An 18,151-nucleotide genomic window follows, 5' to 3' on the forward strand; every position below is an offset into this window, starting at 1 on the left:
TCCATGGCCAATTTCTTCATCGACCGCCCGATCTTTGCCTGGGTCGTGGCAATTTTCATCACGCTTGCGGGCATCCTCACCCTGCCGCTCATGCCGATCGCGCGCTATCCGCAGGTCGCGCCGCCGCAGATCACGGTTTCGACGAACTACCCCGGCGCCACGCCGGAAGACATCTACCAGTCGGTCACCCGTCCCATTGAGGAGGAGCTGAACGGCGTTCCGGGGCTGCTCTATTTCGAATCCGTGTCGGAAGCGTCCGGCCGCATCGCGCTCAACGTCACCTTCGAGACGGGAACGAATGTCGGCGAGGCGCAGGTCGAGGTGCAGAACCGTATTGCCCGTGTCGAGCCGCGCCTGCCGAGCGCGGTGACGCAGCAGGGCATCAGGGTGGATCGTGCGGGAACCTCGTTCCTGATGATGGTCGTGCTACGCTCGGAGGATGGCAGGACGGACGCGGTCGGTCTCGGAGACTATCTGAGCAGAAACGTCATCGGCGAGCTGCGGCGCGTTCCGGGCGTCGGCAACGCTCAGCTCTTCGCCACGCAGCGCTCCATGCGCGTCTGGATGGACCCGGACAGGATGCTCGGCCTCAACCTGACGGCGGCCGATATCACCAATGCAATCACCGCGCAGAATGCCCAGGTCACGGCGGGGCGGGTCGGCGCCAGCCCGAATTTGCCCGGCCAGCAGACATCGGCCATCGTCAACGTCCAGGGGCAGTTGCGGTCGCCGCAGGAATTCGACGAGATCATTCTTCGCGCCAATCCAGACGGTTCCACGGTGCGGCTGCGCGATGTCGCGCGGGTCGAAGTCGGCGGAGAGAATTATAATTTTGCAAGCCGTCTCAACGGTCAGCCAAGCGCGAATGTCGGCATTCAGTTGACGCCGACCGGCAATGCGCTTGCCACGGCCGAGCAGGTCCGCGCGACCATGGAGGACCTCTCCCGTTATTTCCCGCCTGGCCTCAGCTACGAAGTGTCCTACGACACCACGCCTTTCGTCGAAGTTTCCATCGAAAAAGTCGTGCACACGCTGCTGGAGGCGATCGTCCTCGTCTTCATCGTCATGTTCCTCTTCCTGCAGAACATCCGCTACACCATCATTCCGACGCTCGTCGTCCCGGTCGCGCTTCTCGGCGCGTGCGCGGTGATGTACGCCGCCGGCTTCTCGATCAACGTGCTCACCATGTTTGCCATGGTGTTGGCGATCGGCATTCTCGTCGATGACGCGATCGTCGTGGTCGAGAATGTCGAGCGCATCATGGCCGAGGAAAAATTGTCGCCGAAGGAGGCGACGAAGAAGGCGATGTCGCAGATCACCGGGGCGATCATCGGCATTACCCTTGTCCTGACGGCGGTCTTCATTCCGATGGCGTTTTTCCCCGGCGCCGTCGGGGTCATCTACCAGCAGTTCAGCTTGACCATGGTGGTCTCCATCCTATTCTCGGGCCTGCTGGCGCTGACCTTCACGCCGGCGCTCTGCGCATCCTTCCTCAAACCCGTCTCCCACGGGCATGAACGCAAGACTTTCTTCTTCCGCGGGTTCAATCGCGGTTTCGACAGCCTGACGCGACGATATTCGGTCGGCGTCGGGGCAACGGTCAGACGCGCCGGCCGTTTCATGCTCATCTATGTTGCCCTGCTCGGCGGACTTGGATGGGCTTACCTGCAATTGCCGAACTCGTTTCTGCCGAACGAGGACCAGGGCTACCTGATCGCCGAACTGCAGGCGCCTGCCGAAGCAAGCACCGACAGGACGCGCGAGGCGATCAGGCAGATGGAAGGCATCCTTATGGAGGAAAGCGCCATCAGGAATGTCGTCGCCGTCTCGGGCTTTTCCTATTCTGGTTCTGGGCAAAATGCCGGTCTTGCCTTCATCACGCTGAAGGATTGGAGCGAGCGCGGCCCGAGCGATTCCGCCGCCGCGATCGCCGCGCGGGTGAATGCAAAATTTGCCGCGATTCGCGATGCCTCGGTGCGCGCGCTCTCGCCGCCGCCGATCCAGGGGCTCGGCACTTCGAACGGATTTGCCTATCGCCTTCAGGATCGATCAGGCGCGGGGCAGGCGGCGCTTGCCGCGGCCTCGGCGCAGTTGCTGAACGCAGCCCGGGCAAGTCCCGTGCTTGCCGGGGTGCGTGTCGAAGGCCTGCCGGATGCCGCGCAGATCAACCTGATGATCGACCGGGAAAAGGCAAATGCCTTCGGCGTCGGCTTCAGCGACATCAACGCCACGCTGTCGGCGAACTTCGGGTCTTCCTATATCAACGATTATCCGAATGCCGGCCGTATGCAGCGTGTGACCGTGCAAGCGGATGCCGTGCAGCGCATGCAGACCCAGGACCTGCTGAGGCTGAACGTCAGGAACAGTCACGGCAGCATGGTTCCGCTGTCCGCCTTCGCATCGATCGACTGGGTTCGCGGCCCATCGCAGGTGGTCGGCTACAATGGCTATCCCTCGATCCGTATCGGCGGGCAGGCGGCGGCTGGGTATTCCTCGGGAGACGCCATCGCCGAAATGAGGCGGCTGTCGCAGCAATTGCCGGCGGGCTTCGGCTTCGAATGGACCGGGCAATCCTTCCAGGAAATCCAGTCGGGATCGCAGGCGCCTTTCCTGATCGGCCTCAGCATTCTCTTCGTCTTCCTGCTGCTGGCGGCCCTCTACGAAAGCTGGTCGATCCCCCTGTCGGTCATGCTTGTCGTACCGCTCGGCGTGCTCGGCTCGGTCCTGGCGGTGATGCTGCGCGGGCTGCCGAACGATATCTATTTCCTCGTTGGTCTTATCGCCATCATCGGCCTTTCGGCCAAGAACGCCATCCTCATCGTCGAATTCGCAAAGGATCTCGTCGCCGAAGGACGCTCGGTGCGGGAGGCTGCGATCGAGGCTGCACGGATGAGGTTCCGGCCGATCCTGATGACCTCGCTTGCCTTCACACTGGGTGTCGTGCCGTTGGCGATCGCGACGGGCGCAAGTGCGGCAAGCCAGAACGCCATCGGAACCGGAGTGCTCGGCGGCATGATTTCCGCAACCTTGCTCGCAATCTTCTTCGTCCCGGTGTTCTTCGCCTTCGTCGTCGGCTTCCTCCGCAAGCCGGAGAAGAGTCCGCATCCGCGTGAACCGGAGCTTACCAACGCGGTCGGTTCCGGCATTCACGAAACTTGATGGCAATGCTTATCGAGTAGCGGCGTCCGTTCCGGTTGGAACGGACGCCGCAACCGGGCGGTCATTGTGAAACTTTGATACACTTTTTTCGATGCGGACGGGCCTGAGCTTTTGTAAAGTGGCTCAACATGGTGGAAACTGTATATGCAAAAAGCTGCGCATATCGCTGTCGTCGATGACCACGCGGATATAAGAAACCTTGTCGGCCAGTATCTTGAGCAGCAGGGCTACCGGGTAAGCGTGGCCGACAGCGGCGTGGCACTCAGACGGATTCTGGAGCGCAGTGCAGTCGATCTCGTCGTTCTCGACGTCATGATGCCGGGCGAGGATGGTCTTTCCGTATGCCGTCACCTGCGAGCGACGATGGATGTTCCGATCATATTCCTCACGGCGATGACCGAGGATACCGACCGCATCATCGGTCTCGAACTCGGCGCCGACGATTATCTCGTGAAGCCATTCAATCCACGCGAGCTGCTGGCGCGGATCAGGGCCGTCCTGCGCCGGGCAAACAGCGTGCCGCAGCAGCAGCGGGAAACGCTGAAAAAGGCAAAGGTCGTCCGCGTCGGGCACTGGCGCGTCAACATGGGGCGGCAGGAACTTTCCGGAGATGATGGCGTCGGCATTCCGCTCAGCACCGCGGAGTTCAGGCTTTTGAGAGTGTTCCTCGAACGTCCGGGCCTCGTTCTAAGCCGCGAGCAGCTTCTCGACCTGACCGTCGGCAGGACGGCCGATATTTTCGACAGAAGCATCGACAATCAGGTGAGCCGGCTGCGCAAGAAGATTGAGCCGGACCCGAAAAATCCGTCGGTCATCAAGACGCATTGGGGTGGCGGTTACAGCCTGTCGGTGGATGTGGGGTTCGAATGATCTACTGGTGGAGGAGAAGCCTTGCCGCGCAGTTCATAGGGTTCACGCTGCTTGCACTCGTGGTCTCGCAGGCCCTGACATTCGTGATCTCCTGGGACGAGCGAACCAAGGCGCTGCATGCGGCCATGAAAAGCGAGTTCTTCAGCCGGTGCGCCTCGGTCACGCGGCTGATGGAATCCGTGCCCGAGCCGCTACGCAACCAGGCTCTTTTCGCCAGTGAGACCAACTATTCCCGCTTCTGGCTCTCAACGGACGAGCCGACCGATGCCAAGGCGTGGCGTGCCCGCGCGGCGACGGAGCTGACCCGCCCGATTGAAAATTTCATCGATCTCACCGGAAAGTATGGTGTTCGCTCGAACCCCAAAGCAGGCAGCCTGATGTCCAAAGAGGTGATCGCGGCAGATGCGTCCATCAGATGGACCACGCCGCCGCCGGTTCTATGGAACTCGCCGCAACCTGCCAAGTTCGTCTACTTCGGCGATCACAACGGGTATGGGCTGGCGATCAAACTTGGAGATGGCGTCTGGCTGAACACGGCCTTCTACAAGCCCGACATCGACCAGTGGTGGAGTTTGAAATCACTCACTTCGCTGGCGATGACCGCACTTATCCTGTCGCTGATCGGGGTGTTCATCGCTAGCCGCATCGCCCGCCCGCTGAGACGTCTCGCGCTTTCGGCGGAAGCTTTGGGTAGGGGTGAAAACCTCCCGCCTCTGCCTGAAAACGGTCCCGACGACATCAGGCGCACCGCCGAGGCATTCAATAAAATGCAGGAGCGTCTTCATCGCTTTGTCGATGACCGCACCAGGATGCTGGCGGCGATCGGCCACGATCTCAGGACACCGCTGACCTCGCTGCGGCTCAGGACCGAATTCGTCAAGGACGCCGACATCCAGCAGAAGATGCTGTCGACGATCGACGAGCTTCAAAGCATGACCGAAGCCGCCATTTCCTTTGCGCGGGGAGAGTCCACGGCGGAGGAAACACGCGCCATAGAGCTCGAGGCGCTGGTCGGCAGCATCTGCGACGATCTTGCCGATCTCGGCCTGCCGGTGGAATATATCGAGGGGCCGAAGACGACCTACCGGTGCCGGCCGGATGGGCTGCGCCGCGCGGTGCGCAACCTAACCGAAAATGCGGCGCGCTATGGCGGCCACGCGAAAGTCTATATCCTTCATTCAGCCGCCACCATCGACATCGTCGTGGAAGACAATGGTCCGGGCATTCCCGAGAGCATGCGGGAGAAAGTGTTCGCGCCCTTCTTCCGCCTGGAGGCGTCCCGAAGCAGGGACACGGGCGGCGTTGGGCTGGGTCTGTCGATCGCCCGCGCCATTGCACGGCAGCACGGCGGCGATATTCAGCTCACTCCCAACGATCCCGGTCTCAAGGCGGTCATTTCCTTGCCACAGGAAGGCCAGGTGGAAACACCTGCAAGGGCGAGCAGGCGAAAGAGGCGTACACGCTCATTCAAACTGGCAGGTCAGGAAGGTTAGGCGCAAGCGCGCAAGTGCTTCTTGAGGGATGGCTCGCTTTGCCGGTATCTGATCATTGATCGGCCGCATGGATGTGGGTCGCGGCGATCCATTCCAGGGTTCGGGCTTCGGGATCGGCGTTCAGCGTGATGTCGGTCACGACGGCAGCGCTGTCGGCGCCGTTCTCGTACACGCCCGCGATGCGATCCAGGTTCAGGCCGCCGATGGCGACGAGCGGCAGTCCTCCGATCCGGTCCTTCCATTCGCGCAGACGGTCGAGGCCCTGTGGCGCCCATGGCATTTTCTTGAGGATGGTCGGATAGACCGGGCCGAGCGCGATATAGTCCGGGCTGGCGGCAAGGGCTGTCGCGAGTTCGGCCTCGTCATGCGTCGAAAGCCCGAGCTTCAGGCCCGCTTTGCGAATGGCGTTGAGATCAGCGACGGCCAGATCCTCCTGTCCGAGATGGATGAAGTCGCACCCTTCTTCGATGGCAAGCTGCCAGTAGTCATTGACGATGAGCTGGCATTGATGTGCCGCGCAGATCGCCTTTGCCCTTTGGATTTCGGCACGGATCTCCGACGGCGTGCGATCCTTGATGCGCAGTTGCACCAGCTTGACGCCGAGCGGCACCAGCCGGGCGATCCAGTCGGCGCTGTCGACGATGAGGTAGAAGGGGTCGAGCCTCATGCGAAGACTGCCTTTCCAATCACCGGTGTCGATGGCACCGCCATGTCACGCGGCTCCAGCATGCCAGCGGTAAAGGCCAGCCGGCCCGCATCGATCGCCTTGGCGAAGGCGCCGGCCATGGCGGCTGGGTCGCGGGCGCCGGCAACGGCGGTGTTCAAGAGCACCGCATCGAAGCCGAGCTCCATGACCGTCGTTGCGTGCGATGGCCGGCCGATACCGGCATCGACGATCAGCGGCACATCGGGGAAATGCGCCCGCATGGCCCGAAGAGCAGACAGATTGAGTGGCCCGGCCGCGCTGCCGATCGGCGCGCACCAGGGCATCAGGACCTTGCAACCCGCGTCCAGCAGCCTCTCGGCCACCACCAGATCGTCGGTCGTATAGGGAAAGACCTCGAACCCTTCGCTGGCGAGAATGCGTGCGGCTTCCACGAGCCCGAAGACATCCGGTTGTAGCGTGTCGTGATTGCCGATCACTTCGAGCTTGATCCAGTTGGTCTGGAACACCTCGCGTGCCATCTTGGCCGTCAGCACGGCTTCGGAAACCCCATGGCAGCCGGCGGTATTGGGAAGGACGCGGACGCCGAGTGTGCGGATCATCTCGAAGAACGCGCCGCCATTGCGCCCGCCGGCGGTCTCGCGGCGCAGCGACACCGTTACGATCTCTGTTGCCGATTGTCTGACGGCCTCAGCGAGAATAGCGGGAGAGGGGTAGCGGGCGGTGCCCAATAGAAGGCGCGACGCGACTTCGGTTCCATAGAGAGCAAGCATGGGTCAGCCTCCTTGCATCGGGGTCAGAATTTCGATCCTGTCATTGTCATTGAGGGCGTGGTCGGCGCGATCCTCGCGATGAACGAGTTCGCCGTTGACGGCGGTCGCAAGCCAGTCGCCCTCATAGTCCAGCGTGACCAGCAGCTCGGAAAGCGTCTTAACGGTGATGGTCTGGGGCTCGCCATTGACGATCAGTCTCATGGGAAAGGCGCTCCTATGGTGGTTCGGGAAAAGACAAGATTAGCGGCCTCAGCGGCCATGGCCGGCGCCAGCAGGAAGCCATGGCGATAAAGACCATTGAGGACGATCGCATTCCCCTCTCGCCTCACGCCCGGAAAATTATCGGGGAAGGCCGGGCGGATACCGGCGCCGGTTTCAACGACGGTGGCATCCGCAAACGCCGGATGCAGCGCATAGGCGGCGTTCAGCAATTCCATCAACGAGCGCGCCGCGATTGGCCCGTCGAACTCGGTCTCGATCATCGTTGCGCCGACCATGAAAAGGCCGTTGCCGCGAGGCACGATATAGACGGGAATACGCGGATGCAGCAGGCGAATGGGCCGCGCGAGCACAACCTCGCTGGTCTGGAGGTAGAGCATTTCGCCTCGCACGCCGCGCAGGTCTGGAGTTTGGGCGAGACGCGCGCCGCCTGTGCAGTCGACAATGTCGTCGAAACTCTGATCGGTCGGATGCTCGCTGACGAAGGTAACGCCCTGTGCGGCAAGTTTTTCTTGCAGCGCTCGCAACACTCGTCGCGGATCGAGATGAGCTTCGCGCGCAAAGAACAGGCCCTGCCGGAAGCGTCCGGCAAGCGCCGGTTCCAGCGCGGCTATGGCTTCTTCTTCCAGCCATTCATAACCCGTCGTGCGGCCGGCGAAGCGCTTCAGCTCGCCGTGATCGCGCGCCATCGCCACCACCAGCGTTCCATTTCTGTGTACCTCACCAGGCAGGATGGCGTCCCAGCGCTCGCTGGCGTCGAGGCCGCGTGAGAGCACGGCTTCCTCGGCGCTTTCACGCTCGCACCAGGGCGCCAGCATCCCGCCCGCAAGCCAGGATGCGGCGCGACCGAATTCTGAGCGAGGGTCGAAGACGGTCACCTCCGCACCACGGCCATGGAGCTCATGTGCGACCATGAGGCCGGCGACGCCGGCCCCTTTGACAAGGATACGCATCTCAGCCGGCCGAGGGCTCGATGGTATCGAGCGGCATATAGAGATCGCCACCCTCGCGGTATTTTGCCGCCATCGCCTCCAGACCTTCCTTCTGCGCCTCGGCGCGGATGTCGTGCGAGATCCGCATGGAGCAGAATTTCGGGCCGCACATGGAGCAGAAATGGGCGACCTTGTGTGCCTCCTTCGGCAGCGTCTCATCGTGGAAGCTGCGGGCGGTTTCCGGGTCCAGCGAGAGATTGAACTGATCCTCCCAGCGGAATTCGAAGCGGGCGCGCGACAGGGCGTCGTCGCGCAGCTGTGCGGCCGGATGCCCCTTGCCAAGATCGGCGGCATGGGCGGCGATCTTGTAGGTGATGACACCGGTCTTGACGTCGTTGCGATCCGGAAGACCCAGATGCTCCTTCGGCGTGACGTAGCAGAGCATGGCCGTTCCGAACCAGCCGATCATGGCAGCACCAATGCCGGAGGTGATGTGATCGTAGCCGGGTGCGATATCCGTTGTCAGCGGCCCGAGTGTATAGAAGGGTGCCTCGCCACAGACGGCGAGTTGCTTATCCATGTTCTCCTTGATCTTGTGCATCGGCACATGGCCGGGGCCTTCGATCATCACCTGGCAATCCTTAGCCCAGGCGATCTTGGTCAATTCGCCCAGCGTCTCCAACTCGGCAAACTGGGCCGCATCATTGGCATCTGCAATCGAGCCGGGACGCAGGCCGTCGCCGAGCGAGAAGGAGACGTCATAGGCGCGGCAGATGTCGCAGATCTCTTCGAAATGCTCGTAGAGGAAGCTCTCGCGATGATGATGGAGACACCACTTGGCCATGATCGAGCCACCGCGCGAGACGATGCCGGTGACGCGGTTGACGGTGAGCGGGATGTAGTGGAGCCGCACGCCGGCATGGATGGTGAAATAGTCGACGCCCTGTTCGGCCTGCTCGATCAGCGTGTCGCGGTAGACCTCCCAGGTCAGGTTCTCGGCAATGCCCTCGACCTTCTCCAGCGCCTGATAGAGCGGCACGGTGCCAATCGGCAACGGAGAATTGCGGATGATCCATTCGCGGATATTGTGGATGTTGCGGCCGGTCGAAAGGTCCATGACGGTATCGGCACCCCAGCGCGCCGCCCAGACCATTTTCTCGACCTCTTCGGCCATCGACGAGGTGACGGCCGAGTTGCCGATATTGGCGTTGATCTTCACCAGGAAATTCCGGCCAATGATCATCGGCTCTGCTTCCGGGTGGTTGATATTGGCGGGGATGATCGCGCGTCCCGCGGCCACTTCCTGGCGGACGAATTCTGCGGTCACATGATCCGGAATATGGGCTCCGAAGCTTTCGCCGTCGCGCACTATGGCCTCCGCCTGCGCCTTGCGGCCGAGGTTTTCGCGGATGGCGATGAATTCCATCTCTGGCGTGATGATGCCGGCGCGCGCATAGGCGAGCTGGGTGACGGCCTTGCCATCCTTGGCGCGCAACGGCTGGCGCAGCGTCGGGAATTCGGGTGTCAGCCTTTCGCCGCTGGCAAAGCCATTGTCTTCAGGGCGCACATGACGCCCCTGATAGGCTTCGACGTCGCCACGGGCGAGTACCCAGTCGCGACGGAGATCGGGAAGGCCCTGCTCGATGCGGATATCGGCACCCTCGATCGTGTAGGGGCCGGAAGAATCGTAGACGATGACGGGCGGCTCGCCCGATGTCGGGTGGAGGCCGATTTCGCGCATCGGCACGCGGATGTCGGGATGGATGTCTCCGGGAATGTAGATTTTCCGGGATGCCGGCAAGGGGCCGGTGGTGACTGTCGGGGTGATATTCTTTGCGGCGATATTCATGGTTTGAGGCTCCAAGTTGCGATTGGAGACCCAGTCCTCAGCCGGAATGATGAAAAGACGCCGGCTCAGGATTCCACGCGTGAATCCACAAGCCTTTCGAGCGCTTGCACCGTCCCTACGCCAGTATGAACTGGATCAGGTTCAACGGGTCACTGCGCCACAATCGGCAAAGCCGTATTGTCCAGCAGTATCTCAGCCCCTTGCCGGGACCCCCCTGGTGAATGTCTTGAAGGCTATGCCCTCGGTTCGGGTAATGTCAACCCTGCAAGCGAAGTGATAATTCCATGGCTTGGCCGCGAGGCGGTCCGGCCAAGTGGCATGGCTATGTTTTCGGCGCGCTCGTCGTTTCGCGGGTCACGAGTTCGAAGCCGACATTCAGGCGGGTCTCCATCGGTTGCCCGGTGGTGCCGTCCGGCTCCAGGATCGCAAGCAGCAATTCCCCGGTTTTCCGGCCGATCATTGCGGCATCGACGCGGATGGTCGACAGTGCCGGCACACACTGGTGGGCGATGTCGAAATCGCCGAAGCCGAGAATGGAAAGGTCGTCCGGCACGGCGATCTTGCGGCGATGACATTCCATCAGCGCGCCGACTGCGGATATGTCGGAAACCGCAAAGACGGCCTGAACGTCGGGCGCTTTTTTGAGAAGCGTGCTCAGCGCCTCCGCTCCGTGATCGTAGGACGAGGGCGCGGCATTCTGGCGAACGATGAAGTCGTCGGAGAGATCTGCCTCCCGAAGGGCCGAGGCAAATCCGAGCAGGCGACTTTCGCCTCGAAAATCGGTGGCGTCCGCGGTGACCGCCGATCCGATGGCACCGATGCGGCGATGGCCGAGGGAGATGAGATGCCGGGCCGCCAGGCGCCCGACCTCGTAGTTGGAAAAGCCGACCGCATGGTCGACCGGGTGTTCCGACACGTCCCAGATTTCCACGATCGGAATGCCCGCCCGCAACAGCATCTCGTTGGTCGCCTTGGTGTGGACCGCGCTGGCGATGACGATGGCGTCCGGACGTCGCGCCAGCATGGCGCGAACGATGCGTTCTTCTTCGGTCAGGCTGTACATGGTGTAGCCGATCAGAAGCTGGTAGTCGGCGGCGCGCAGCGCACCCGCAAGGCCCTGTGCGGTGTCGGCGAAGTTGGCGTTGGTCAGCGTCGGCAGGATCGCAGTGATGAAGTTGGTCCGACGCGAGGAAAGTGAGCTGGCGGTCCGGTCCGGCACATAGCCGAGCTGCTCGATCGCCGTCATCACGCGATTGCGCGTCGGCTCGGCGACCAGCGTTGGATCGGCCAGCACGCGCGAAACGGTCATCTTCGAAACGCCGGCAAGCCGCGAGACGTCGCTCATGGTCGCCTTGCGGGATATGTCTGAAGGATGCGCCACGGTTTCCCCTGTTTCTGGCTCACGCAATCCGCTGGTAGACGAGATGGTAGAACCGGCCGTCGCACATGCTCATCATCTCGTCGGTAATGGCGCGACCCTCCAGGCGAACGGGCGAGGCGAGCGCCTCTTCCACGGCTTCCATCGACGGATAATCGATTTCCTGGACCATGATGATCGGCGCGGCTCCGGGGTCGCCGCGCCCGGTTCGCATCACACGCACGGCCTGGGCATTCGGCATGCGCTTCCACACGGGTAACAGCTTTTCCTCGACGATGCGAAAGAATTCCTCTTCGCGGCCGGCATGGATTGCGCCCTCGAAAATCGCGGAGCGAGTGAACATGAATTTTCCTCCCTTAAAGCTCTGTCTGAACTGCTGCGTCTGATCCGACTTGCAATGATACCGGTAACATGCTCTATTGCAACTACCAACCGAAAAGGTGCGAACTGGATCGGGAGCGGTGGAGGAATGCAAGCATTATCGTTTTGAATTCCGTGGGAGCGGATTAATAGGCCCAAGGCTGCTGGCTTTGGCAGAGCAATTTTCCCATCCATTTTTCCTATGTTACCGCAAACATAGGTGCCGCGAATGGGGTAGTGGTTTCCACCGCGAAGGCTCCGGGGAGTGGGTAGCGGCGGAGTGTGACAAAGCACCAGATGGAGGAGTATCATGAACATTTCGAAATCCCTGCGTGGGATCATGGCGGCAGTCGGCATTGTGGCCGCGGGGCTGCTCGCGACGACACAGGCGCATGCGACGACGCTGAACGACATCGTCTCGCGCGGCAAGGTCCGCATTGGCGTCCTGACCGGTGCTCCGCCGATGGGCATGGTCGATGAAAAAGGCAATCCGGCCGGCTATGACGTCGACGTCGCCAATCTGATCGCCGGCTACCTTTCGCTGCCGGTAGAGCTGGTTCCGCTGACGCCGCCGTCGCGTATTCCGGCACTGCAGACCGGCAAGGTGGACTTCCTCGTCGCAACGCTTGCGCCGACCGGCGAGCGGGCGAAGACGGTGATGTTCACTCAGCCCTATAGCGCCTTCAACATGGACATCATTTCCGGTCCCGACCAGAAATTCACCCAGCTGTCCGATCTCCAAGGCAAGCGCGTTGCGGTGAACCGTGGTTCGTCGCAGGAAACGGCGCTGCGCAAGGCGGCGGTTCCCGGTCTCGAAATCGTTGTCTATGAGGACGATTCCACCAGCGCGCAGGCGCTGATCGCCGGCCAGACCGACGCGGCGGCCGTGCCGTCCACGGTTGGTGAGGCGATCATCAAGCAGCGCCCGGATGCGGGTCTGCAGGTCGGCTTCACTTTCTTCCAGCAGGGCAACTCCATGGCGACGAAGATCGATGATTTCGAACTGCGCCAGTGGCTGAATACCGCGATCTATCTCATGAAGGTCTCCGGTGATCTCGACAAGATCTCGATGAAGTGGACCGGCCGGCCGATGGCGCAGCTTCCGTCCTTCTGATCGGGTTTGTGCCCGTGCCCGCCGGCGGAACATTCGCCGGCGGGTCGCGAAACCTCAATGAGGTCCTTTCCATGTCCTATACGTTTCAATTCAGCGCGCTCGCGCAATATCAGGGTGAGTTCCTGAGCGGTCTGTGGCTGACCATCAGGCTTTCGGTTCTCTCCATCATCCTTGGCTCCGCCTTCGGCATCGTGCTTGCCTCTCTGCGCTCCGTCCGGGGCAAGTGGGTGCGGTTTCTGGTCGACGCCTATGTCGAGGTTATCCGCAACACGCCCTTTCTGGTCCAGCTTTTCATCGTCTATTTCGGTCTGCCGGGTATTGGCCTGAGGGTTGGTGCCGATACGGCGGCGCTGATCGGCATGACCATCAATCTCGCCGCCTATTCGACGGAAATCATTCGGGCGGGCATCGAGGCGGTGCACAAATCCCAGATCGAGGCGGGCGAGGCGCTTGGCTTCACGCGGTTCCAGATCTATCGCCATGTCATCATCGTGCCGGCCGTCGCCAAGGTCTATCCGGCGCTGTGCAGCCAGTTCGTGCTGATGATGCTGGCATCGAGCATCTGCTCGGCGATCTCGACCCATGAACTGGCCGCCTCGGCCGCCTTCGTGGAATCGCAGACCTACCGGTCCTTCGAAGTCTATATCGTCGTCACACTGATGTATCTGGCGCTGGCGCTTGTGCTGCGCGCCGGTCTCGCGCTCGTCGGAATGTGGCTCTTCGGCCGCCGCGTCGCACGCCGCACGATCACGGCCCTGCCGGAGGCACAGGCATGACACTCAGAACATTCGGCATCAATGAATTCACCTTCCTACTGCAATCGCTGCAATGGACCGTCGTTCTGACGATCATTGCGCTGATCGGCGGCGGGCTCCTGGGCTTTGCCGTCGCGCTCGCCCGCACCTCGTCGATCAAGGCCGTGCGTATCGCCGCCGGCACCTATATCCAGGTGATCCAGGGCATTCCGGTCCTGATGATCCTCTTCCTGTCCTATTACGGGCTGAGCCTTGCCGGCTTCGAACTGCCGCCGCTGATTGCCGCGGGTGCGTCGATGACGATCTATGCGTCTGGTTATCTGGCGGAGATCTGGCGAGGCTGTATCCAGGCCGTGCCCAAGCAGCAATGGGAGGCGTCAGAATCGCTCGCCATGACCCGGTTGCAGCAATATCGTTACGTCATCCTGCCGCAGGCGGTGCGGATTTCCCTGCCGCCGACCGTGGGCTTTGCTGTGCAGGTGGTCAAGAATACCTCGATCACCTCGATCATCGGCTTCGTCGAACTCGCCCGTGCCGGGCAACTCATCAACAATGCGACGTTCCAGCCGTTCCGCGTCTTCATCGCCGTGGCGGCTCTCTATTTCGTCGTCTGCTACCCATTGTCCCAGCTGTCGCGTTGGCTGGAAAGGAGGCTTCATGCCAAAAGTAATCGTTGAAAATGTTCACAAGAGCTTCGGTGCGCTCGAGGTTCTCAAAGGCGTGTCGCTGAGTGTTGGGCGTGGCGAGGTCTTCGCGCTGATCGGCCGTTCCGGCTCCGGAAAGAGCACGTTGCTTCGCTGCATGAACGGGCTGGAGAAGATCAATTCGGGCCGGATCGAGATTGCTGGCCATGCGCTCGGCGGCGATGCCAAGTCGCTCAGGGATCTCAGAACCGATGTCGGCATCGTCTTCCAGAGCTATAATCTGTTTCCGCACCTGACGGTCGGCGAAAACATCATGCTGGCGCCGCGCATCGTCAAGGACGTCAAGAAGGCGCAGACCCGCGAGATCGCCCGCGAAGTGCTGCAGCTCGTCGGCCTGTCGGAGAAGTTCGATGCCTATCCGGATCAGCTCTCCGGCGGCCAGCAGCAGCGCGTGGCCATCGCCCGCTCGCTTGCCATGCGGCCGAAGGTGATGCTCTTCGACGAGGTGACCTCCGCGCTCGACCCGGAACTGACCGAGGAAGTGCTGCTGGTCATGGAGCGACTGGCGCGCGACGGCATGACGATGATCCTCGTCACCCACGAGATGAGCTTTGCCCGGCGCGTCGCGACCCAAACCATTTTCATGCACAAGGGCACGATCTGGGAGCAGGGACCGTCGGCGGAGCTGTTCGCCAACCCGCAAACGCCGGAACTGCGCCAGTTCGTGAAATCTGACGTGAAATGACCCTCGTTCAAAGTTTGAGTTGATCCATGACCGTAGACATCCTGCAGCTCTGCCCACTGACGCCCTTTCTTGAGGCGGAGTTGGCCAAACGATTTGCCGTCCACCGCCTCTTCGAGATGGAGGACAAGGCAGGCTTCCTTGCGGCCAATGGTGATAGCATTCGCGCCGCCGTCACCGGCGGTCACCTCGGTATTCCCGCCGATCTGGCCGCCGTTCTTCCCAAACTCGAAATCGTCGCGATCAACGGCGTCGGCTTCGACAAGGTCGATCTGGCCGAGGCGAAGCGGCGGGGCATTCGTGTCTCCAACACGCCGGATGTACTGACGGCCGATGTCGCGGACCTGGCGCTTGGGCTGATCCTTGCCTTTGGTCGGCAATTGCCGCGTGCCGATGCCTATGTCCGGGCAGGCAAGTGGCTTTCGGCCGATATGGGGCTTTCGACGCGGGTCGCCGGCCGCCGCTACGGCATTTTCGGGCTCGGCCGTATCGGCATGGCGATTGCGAGGCGCCTCGAAGGTTTCGACGCCCGCATTTCCTACTCGGCCCGCTCGAAGCGGGATGTGCCCTACGACTATCATGAGACGCTCGCAGCGCTCGCTGCAAATTGCGATGTCCTCATTCTCGCGGCCGCCGCCACCGCCGAAACCAGGCATGTCGTCAACGCCGAAGTGCTCGATGCCCTCGGGCCGAACGGCACGCTCGTCAACGTGGCACGCGGCTCACTGGTCGATGAGCGGGCGCTGATCGTCGCCTTGCGGGGCCGGCGGATCGGCGGCGCGGCGCTTGATGTTTTCGAGGATGAGCCGCGCGTGCCGGAGGAGCTGTTCGGCATGGACAATGTGCTTCTGGCACCGCACCTCGGCAGCGCCACGCATGAGACCCGGCGGGCAATGGCCGATCTGGTGCTTGCCAATCTCGACGCCCATTTCGCCGGAACGCCGCTGCCGACAGCTGTCGTCTGAAGAGCTGAAGCTGGATATCAATGGAGAAAAGATGAGCGGACGCAACGTCGCTCAGTAGATCTGTGACCTTATCAGGGATTGAATTTCTTCAGCCATTCCAGCGTTGCCGGAACCAGATGGCTGTCGATCGTCTGCGGCCCGGTAAAGGCGTTGAAAACGTGATCCATGTCGAAAACGTCCAGACGTTCCTCGCCATTGTGATAGTCGAGAAGGACCTGGCCGGATGCCGGCTGGGGCGTGACCGTCGTATCCTTGCTGCCGACAATGACTTGCAGTGGGCCGGGATAATGCGCGATCGCCGCGATCGTGCTGGTGGTCGGCATTTCCTTGAAGAAGGACGCCTTCAGTGTGGTATCGACGCCCCAGGGCAACCTAGCGGTGATCTCCGTGTCCGGCGGGCTGGTCAATCCTTTCGCGACATTATCCGCGCCGAGGACGTTGCCGTAGGTGTAAAGCGGCGTCACCACCGGCGCCCATAAGGTCACGGACTTGACCTCCGGGCGCGCCCTCGCCACATGGGCGCCCACGAGGCCGCCCTGGCTCCAGCCGAGGATCGAGATCTTGGAGCCATCGACCTTGTCGCTGGCCTTCAGCCAATCCACTGCCGCGATGCCATCCTTGATCTGGCGGGAGAAGGTGGTATCCGCCCATTTGCCATCGCTCTCCCCGGATCCACGGAAGTCGATCCGCAGGCTTGCATAGCCGCTTTCGGCAAGAAGCCGGGCGCTGCGCGAAAAGACGCCGTCCTTGGTGTCCTTGATCGGCAGTTCGTCGCGCGAGCCACCAAAGCCGTGGAACATGACAACGACGGGCGCTTTGGGGTTGCTGTCGATCGTCGACAGAGTGCCGATTACCTTTTGCCCGTCGACGCTGAACGAAACCTTCGTCTCTGCGGCGGACGCGAAACTGGAGATAGCCGCCACGGCCAGACACACGAGCCCAAATTTGCTCGCCTTCGTCATTCCAAACATCTTAAATCCTCAACGGCCACGGTGTTGCAAATACCGATGAAGACTAGAGAAAAAGGCAGTGCGGTCAAGGACAGGCCGGGGTGTTGTTACGCCGCAGTCCCACCCGTCACTTGGCGGCTTTTCCGGCTCTCATGCAGTAGCCAGTCGCGGAATGCGATGACGCTGTGCTTTTGCGACTTGCGCTCCGAATAGACGGCCCAATAGGATTCGCTGGAGCGAACCGGCTTTCCGAGCGGCAAATGTAATTCGCCGCTCTCCAGTTCCCGCTCGACATATTGCACCGGCACCACTGCAAGCCCGAGACCGCTGACGGCGGCGTTGATCAGCATCTCGCTATGGGCAAAGCGGACCCCCTGGATGGCGCCGCTATAGCTCAGATTGGCGGCCCGCAGCCAGTTGAGCCAGAGGCTCGGCCTGCTGGCATTCTGAAGCGTGGGAAACCGGGCGAAATCGAGCCAGTCGAGCTTCGTCGTCGTCGGGATCAGCTTCGGGGAGGCGACGACGGCAAGCTCCTCGGGAAACAGCAAGGAGGCGCGTGCATTCCGCCAGGAGCCGACACCTCGCAGGATGGCGATATCGATCCGGCTATGGTCGAAATCCAGCTTGGGATCGACCAGCATGATCTCGATCGGCATATCGGGATTTCCCTGTACGAAGCCTTCGAGCCGGGGTGCGAGCCATCGTGCCGCAAGTGTGGGATAGGCGCCGATCATCAGCGATGCATCTGCCTTGCGCCCGCGCACGACATCAATGGAGACCTCCTCAAGTTTGTTGAGCGTCTGTTCGATCTCTTGGAAATATTTGACCCCCGGATCGGTCAGCACCAGCCGCGATCCGGAGCGCTCGAAGAGCCGGACGCCGAGATAGTGCTCCAAACTATGAACCTGACGGCTGACGCCGCTCTGGGTGATGGCAAGTTCCTCCCCTGCCTTCGTAAAGCTCATGTGGCGAGCCGCGGCCTCGAACGCCTGCAGGGCTGATAATGAAGGAAGGAAGCGACGCATGTTTCATTGGCTCGCAGAATTTCATCATGACAAATAGTCATGACGAACCTATTTTTTCAAGTTTTACATTCCGTAGCCCCATCCGTCATTAATGGTCGGTTGAATATGCAACGTGAGGGCTGAATGCTCGCGGCAAAGGCAAGGCTTCGCCAGCCGGAAATCTCGACTGACGGAAAAGCAGACGGGATGAGAACCGCCTTGTAGCCACGACAAGGCTTGCTCGCATCGGGACGACAACGACCACAAAAAGATAGAGGGG

At 61.6% G+C, this 18,151-nt stretch carries 17 protein-coding genes and 1 riboswitch; of the genes, 8 read left to right on the plus strand and 9 right to left on the minus strand.

Annotated elements, in window-relative coordinates; genetic code table 11:
- Positions 1-3: 3 nt before the first annotated feature.
- The 3 genes from RRH01S_RS08080 to RRH01S_RS08090 all read left to right on the plus strand — a co-directional run bounded on the left by RRH01S_RS08080 (position 4) and on the right by RRH01S_RS08090 (position 5,522).
- Positions 4-3,159 (plus strand): multidrug efflux RND transporter permease subunit, encoded by a 3,156-nt coding sequence (locus RRH01S_RS08080; protein WP_012649270.1) that lies wholly within the window; start codon positions 4-6, stop codon positions 3,157-3,159.
- Positions 3,160-3,303: 144 nt separating this feature from the next.
- Positions 3,304-4,029: a response regulator gene (locus RRH01S_RS08085; protein ID WP_042470773.1), complete on the plus strand. Its 726-nt coding sequence runs from the start codon at positions 3,304-3,306 to the stop codon at positions 4,027-4,029.
- A complete protein-coding gene (locus RRH01S_RS08090) occupies positions 4,026-5,522 on the plus strand; it encodes an ATP-binding protein (protein WP_042470778.1) in 1,497 nt (498 codons plus the stop codon). The genes RRH01S_RS08085 and RRH01S_RS08090 overlap by 4 nt, the downstream gene beginning before the upstream one ends.
- A gap of 52 nt (positions 5,523-5,574) precedes the next feature.
- Here RRH01S_RS08090 and RRH01S_RS08095 read toward each other — a convergent pair whose 3' ends face one another.
- From RRH01S_RS08095 to RRH01S_RS08125, 7 genes are all read right to left on the minus strand, one after another.
- Complete coding sequence (locus RRH01S_RS08095) at positions 5,575-6,189, minus strand: thiamine phosphate synthase (protein WP_042470781.1); 615 nt, start codon at positions 6,187-6,189, stop codon at positions 5,575-5,577.
- Complete coding sequence (locus RRH01S_RS08100; protein ID WP_042470785.1) at positions 6,186-6,959, minus strand: thiazole synthase; 774 nt, start codon at positions 6,957-6,959, stop codon at positions 6,186-6,188. Before RRH01S_RS08100 ends, RRH01S_RS08095 begins: the two co-directional genes overlap by 4 nt.
- Before the next feature lie 3 nt (positions 6,960-6,962).
- On the minus strand, positions 6,963-7,160 hold the full coding sequence (thiS, locus tag RRH01S_RS08105) for a sulfur carrier protein ThiS (RefSeq protein ID WP_007689242.1): 198 nt from the start codon (positions 7,158-7,160) through the stop codon (positions 6,963-6,965).
- Positions 7,157-8,131, minus strand: a complete 975-nt coding sequence (thiO, locus tag RRH01S_RS08110) for a glycine oxidase ThiO (RefSeq protein WP_042470789.1) — start codon at positions 8,129-8,131, stop codon at positions 7,157-7,159. Before thiO ends, thiS begins: the two co-directional genes overlap by 4 nt.
- Before the next feature lies 1 nt (position 8,132).
- Positions 8,133-9,959, minus strand: coding sequence for a phosphomethylpyrimidine synthase ThiC (thiC, locus tag RRH01S_RS08115; protein WP_042470791.1), 1,827 nt, complete (start codon positions 9,957-9,959; stop codon positions 8,133-8,135).
- 94 nt (positions 9,960-10,053) lie between these two features.
- Positions 10,054-10,185, minus strand: a riboswitch (TPP riboswitch).
- Positions 10,186-10,281: 96 nt separating this feature from the next.
- Complete coding sequence (locus tag RRH01S_RS08120; RefSeq protein WP_042471161.1) at positions 10,282-11,304, minus strand: LacI family DNA-binding transcriptional regulator; 1,023 nt, start codon at positions 11,302-11,304, stop codon at positions 10,282-10,284.
- A 55-nt stretch (positions 11,305-11,359) separates the two neighbouring features.
- Entirely contained in the window at positions 11,360-11,680 is a 321-nt protein-coding gene (locus RRH01S_RS08125; RefSeq protein ID WP_042470795.1) for an EthD domain-containing protein, read from the minus strand.
- A 327-nt stretch (positions 11,681-12,007) separates the two neighbouring features.
- On the opposite strand from RRH01S_RS08125, the gene RRH01S_RS08130 reads away from it, so the two are divergent.
- The 5 genes from RRH01S_RS08130 to RRH01S_RS08150 all read left to right on the plus strand — a co-directional run bounded on the left by RRH01S_RS08130 (position 12,008) and on the right by RRH01S_RS08150 (position 15,917).
- Positions 12,008-12,811 (plus strand): transporter substrate-binding domain-containing protein, encoded by an 804-nt coding sequence (locus RRH01S_RS08130; protein ID WP_007689251.1) that lies wholly within the window; start codon positions 12,008-12,010, stop codon positions 12,809-12,811.
- A 71-nt stretch (positions 12,812-12,882) separates the two neighbouring features.
- Positions 12,883-13,587, plus strand: coding sequence for an amino acid ABC transporter permease (locus RRH01S_RS08135; RefSeq protein WP_007689253.1), 705 nt, complete (start codon positions 12,883-12,885; stop codon positions 13,585-13,587).
- On the plus strand, positions 13,584-14,243 hold the full coding sequence (locus RRH01S_RS08140) for an amino acid ABC transporter permease (protein ID WP_042471164.1): 660 nt from the start codon (positions 13,584-13,586) through the stop codon (positions 14,241-14,243). Before RRH01S_RS08135 ends, RRH01S_RS08140 begins: the two co-directional genes overlap by 4 nt.
- Positions 14,224-14,955, plus strand: a complete 732-nt coding sequence (locus tag RRH01S_RS08145) for an amino acid ABC transporter ATP-binding protein (RefSeq protein ID WP_042470799.1) — start codon at positions 14,224-14,226, stop codon at positions 14,953-14,955. Before RRH01S_RS08140 ends, RRH01S_RS08145 begins: the two co-directional genes overlap by 20 nt.
- A gap of 26 nt (positions 14,956-14,981) precedes the next feature.
- A complete protein-coding gene (locus RRH01S_RS08150) occupies positions 14,982-15,917 on the plus strand; it encodes a 2-hydroxyacid dehydrogenase (RefSeq protein WP_042470803.1) in 936 nt (311 codons plus the stop codon).
- Positions 15,918-15,988: 71 nt separating this feature from the next.
- On the opposite strand, the gene RRH01S_RS08155 is transcribed toward RRH01S_RS08150, so the two are convergent.
- Both RRH01S_RS08155 and RRH01S_RS08160 read right to left on the minus strand, forming a co-directional pair.
- Positions 15,989-16,879, minus strand: a complete 891-nt coding sequence (locus RRH01S_RS08155) for an alpha/beta hydrolase family protein (RefSeq protein WP_234711664.1) — start codon at positions 16,877-16,879, stop codon at positions 15,989-15,991.
- A gap of 95 nt (positions 16,880-16,974) precedes the next feature.
- Positions 16,975-17,892, minus strand: coding sequence for a LysR substrate-binding domain-containing protein (locus RRH01S_RS08160; RefSeq protein ID WP_042470808.1), 918 nt, complete (start codon positions 17,890-17,892; stop codon positions 16,975-16,977).
- Positions 17,893-18,151: the final 259 nt, after the last annotated feature.

This window comes from Rhizobium rhizogenes NBRC 13257, from assembly GCF_000696095.1.
GTDB classification, from domain to species: Bacteria; Pseudomonadota; Alphaproteobacteria; order Rhizobiales; family Rhizobiaceae; genus Rhizobium; species Rhizobium rhizogenes.

Bases quoted from the DNA above. Each gene is read 5' to 3' on its own strand.
- RRH01S_RS08130 (WP_007689251.1), top strand. From the start codon at position 12,008: ATGAACATTTCGAAATCCCTGCGTGGGATCATGGCGGCAGTCGGCATT.
- RRH01S_RS08085 (WP_042470773.1), top strand. From the start codon at position 3,304: ATGCAAAAAGCTGCGCATATCGCTGTCGTCGATGACCACGCGGATATA.
- RRH01S_RS08100 (WP_042470785.1), bottom strand. From the start codon at position 6,959: ATGCTTGCTCTCTATGGAACCGAAGTCGCGTCGCGCCTTCTATTGGGC.
- thiS (WP_007689242.1), bottom strand. From the start codon at position 7,160: ATGAGACTGATCGTCAATGGCGAGCCCCAGACCATCACCGTTAAGACG.
- RRH01S_RS08095 (WP_042470781.1), bottom strand. From the start codon at position 6,189: ATGAGGCTCGACCCCTTCTACCTCATCGTCGACAGCGCCGACTGGATC.
- thiC (WP_042470791.1), bottom strand. From the start codon at position 9,959: ATGAATATCGCCGCAAAGAATATCACCCCGACAGTCACCACCGGCCCC.
- RRH01S_RS08160 (WP_042470808.1), bottom strand. From the start codon at position 17,892: ATGCGTCGCTTCCTTCCTTCATTATCAGCCCTGCAGGCGTTCGAGGCC.
- RRH01S_RS08125 (WP_042470795.1), bottom strand. From the start codon at position 11,680: ATGTTCACTCGCTCCGCGATTTTCGAGGGCGCAATCCATGCCGGCCGC.
- RRH01S_RS08120 (WP_042471161.1), bottom strand. From the start codon at position 11,304: ATGAGCGACGTCTCGCGGCTTGCCGGCGTTTCGAAGATGACCGTTTCG.
- RRH01S_RS08090 (WP_042470778.1), top strand. From the start codon at position 4,026: ATGATCTACTGGTGGAGGAGAAGCCTTGCCGCGCAGTTCATAGGGTTC.
- RRH01S_RS08145 (WP_042470799.1), top strand. From the start codon at position 14,224: ATGCCAAAAGTAATCGTTGAAAATGTTCACAAGAGCTTCGGTGCGCTC.
- RRH01S_RS08150 (WP_042470803.1), top strand. From the start codon at position 14,982: ATGACCGTAGACATCCTGCAGCTCTGCCCACTGACGCCCTTTCTTGAG.
- thiO (WP_042470789.1), bottom strand. From the start codon at position 8,131: ATGCGTATCCTTGTCAAAGGGGCCGGCGTCGCCGGCCTCATGGTCGCA.
- RRH01S_RS08155 (WP_234711664.1), bottom strand. From the start codon at position 16,879: ATGACGAAGGCGAGCAAATTTGGGCTCGTGTGTCTGGCCGTGGCGGCT.
- RRH01S_RS08140 (WP_042471164.1), top strand. From the start codon at position 13,584: ATGACACTCAGAACATTCGGCATCAATGAATTCACCTTCCTACTGCAA.
- RRH01S_RS08080 (WP_012649270.1), top strand. From the start codon at position 4: ATGGCCAATTTCTTCATCGACCGCCCGATCTTTGCCTGGGTCGTGGCA.
- RRH01S_RS08135 (WP_007689253.1), top strand. From the start codon at position 12,883: ATGTCCTATACGTTTCAATTCAGCGCGCTCGCGCAATATCAGGGTGAG.